This is a genomic window from Planomonospora algeriensis (assembly GCF_977012225.1).
In genome coordinates, this window is sequence record NZ_CDRNDK010000780.1 from 1 (window position 1) to 1,856 (window position 1,856).

The 1,856-nt window shown below is 74.8% G+C and carries 2 protein-coding genes; one reads left to right on the plus strand and one right to left on the minus strand.

From position 1 onward, the window contains the following. Positions 1-406 (plus strand): flotillin domain-containing protein (locus ACWJ6R_RS35695; RefSeq protein WP_449066440.1); only part of this gene is annotated, 406 nt, incomplete at its 5' end. Between the two features lie 63 nt (positions 407-469). Here ACWJ6R_RS35695 and ACWJ6R_RS35700 read toward each other — a convergent pair. Continuing rightward, on the minus strand, positions 470-1,354 hold the full coding sequence (locus tag ACWJ6R_RS35700) for a TIGR02452 family protein (RefSeq protein ID WP_449066441.1): 885 nt from the start codon (positions 1,352-1,354) through the stop codon (positions 470-472). Positions 1,355-1,856 lie beyond the last annotated feature (502 nt).

Consider the following 1,856-nt stretch of genomic DNA (forward strand, 5'->3'; position numbering starts at 1 on the left):
CGGAGGCGCCAGCGCGCGGCCTGGCGCGGCGGAGGCGGCGAAGGCGCAGGGTCTGGCGGAGGCCGAGGCGGCCAGGGCCAAGGGCCTGGCCGAGGCCGAGGCGATCCGCGCCCGGTCCGAGGCCCTCGCCGAGAACCAGGAGGCGGTCATCGCCCAGCAGCTCGCCGAGAACTGGCCGAAGATCGTCGAGTCCGGCGCCAAGGCCTTCGGCAACGTGGACCACATGGTCGTGCTGAACGGCGCCCAGGGCATCGAGGAGATGCTCGCCAAGGCGCTGACCCTCGGCGGCACCGGCCTCGGCCTCGCCCGCACCCTCCTGGCCGGCGGGGCTCCCGCCCCCAACGGGGTCGTCCCCGCCGCGAACGGCACCCCCGTCCCCCCGAAGGACCCCGACCCCGTCCCCTGACCCCGAGCACCAGGCCGGCCCCGCGCGGCGGCCCGGCCGGGTCCCTCCCCGGCGGGATGAGGGCTATCCGGCCTGGGGTCGGAACGCCCGGGCGAAGGCGTCGTGGGTGGGTGTGCCGGGGGAGCGGTCGAGCACGGCGAAGACGACCTGGCCGAACGTCCCGTGGAAGGCGCCTCCGGGGCCGAGGTGCCCGGCGAAGACGGACGCCACCAGCTCGGGCGGGTTGCGGAACACACCGCAGCCCCAGGCGCCCAGCACGAGCCTGCGCACCCCCGACGCGGCGAAGAGTGCGAGGACCCGCGCCGCCCGCTCGGACAGCACCTCGGGAAGGCGCTCCAGCCGCGGACCGTCCCCGCGCATGGCACCCGCGTTCGGCGCGGCGGCGGTCACGAAGGAGACGGAGTACGGCTGCGCGAGCAGCCCGCCCCGATCGTCCCGGAACACCGGGACGGCGGGCGAGAAGATCGCGCGGTGGCTGTAGAGCAGGTCGCCCTGACCCCGGTGGAAGTCGTAGAAGTCCTGCGCCTCGGTCAGGCAGCGGTACAGCCCGGAGGAGCGGGCCAGGCTCTCCTCCTGCGCCTCGGAACCGTTCAGGAACCCGCCGCCGGGGTTCTTCGCCGAGGCGAAGTTGAGGCAGCCCACCGGGTCACCCACGGGGTCGCCCGTGTCCGCCAGCCGGCGGGCGGCGGACAGGGACGTCTCGTTGACGACCTCCACCCGGGCGGAGGGGACGGGGTCCGCCGCCTCCGGAGTCCGAGCGCCGGACCGCTCCCCATAGGCCGCCAGCAGCCCGGTCAGCTCGTCGGGCGTCCACAGGCGCGTGCCGGCGACGGCGGCGGCGAGCTCACCGGCGACGGAGACCCGCCGCCCGGAGCCGTCGGCGTACCAGCCGCGTTCCAGGATCTCCACGGTCTCCGCGGCCAGAGCCCGGCGCCCGTCTCTTCTCATCGTCATCTCCTCCGGCTCCTCGTCACTTCCTCGCGGCAAGTTAATCTCACAAAGAGAGATTCTCAACCAGATAAAAACCCGCTCGCGGCCGGCCTCCTGCGCTCGGGCAGTACCACCGGCACGGAGTCCGCCGCCGACGGCGGACTCCTCAACGCCGTCTGAGTCCCGAGTGGTGCCGATGAGATCCACAAGTGCCCTGACGGGGCCGCCCTACGGCGCCGGGCCATGAGCTCCTTCCTGCCAGGATGGCCGCAGGCGACGGCGAGCCGCCCTGAACGCCCCCGCACGGATCGCTTCAGCGGCGGCGGGAACGCCGGGCGGCCGGAGAGCGAGACGCTACGGCCCGCATGGGTACGGCGGGGCAGCGATGCACGGAGGCGGGCCGGTGGTCCTGCCGGCGTATAAAGCACCGCACCCCGCGCGCCCGCCAGGCCGGAGGCCTGACCCCACCAGAGCCCGGCTGAGACGGCCGGCAGGACCACCGGCCCGCCGCAGTGCGCAC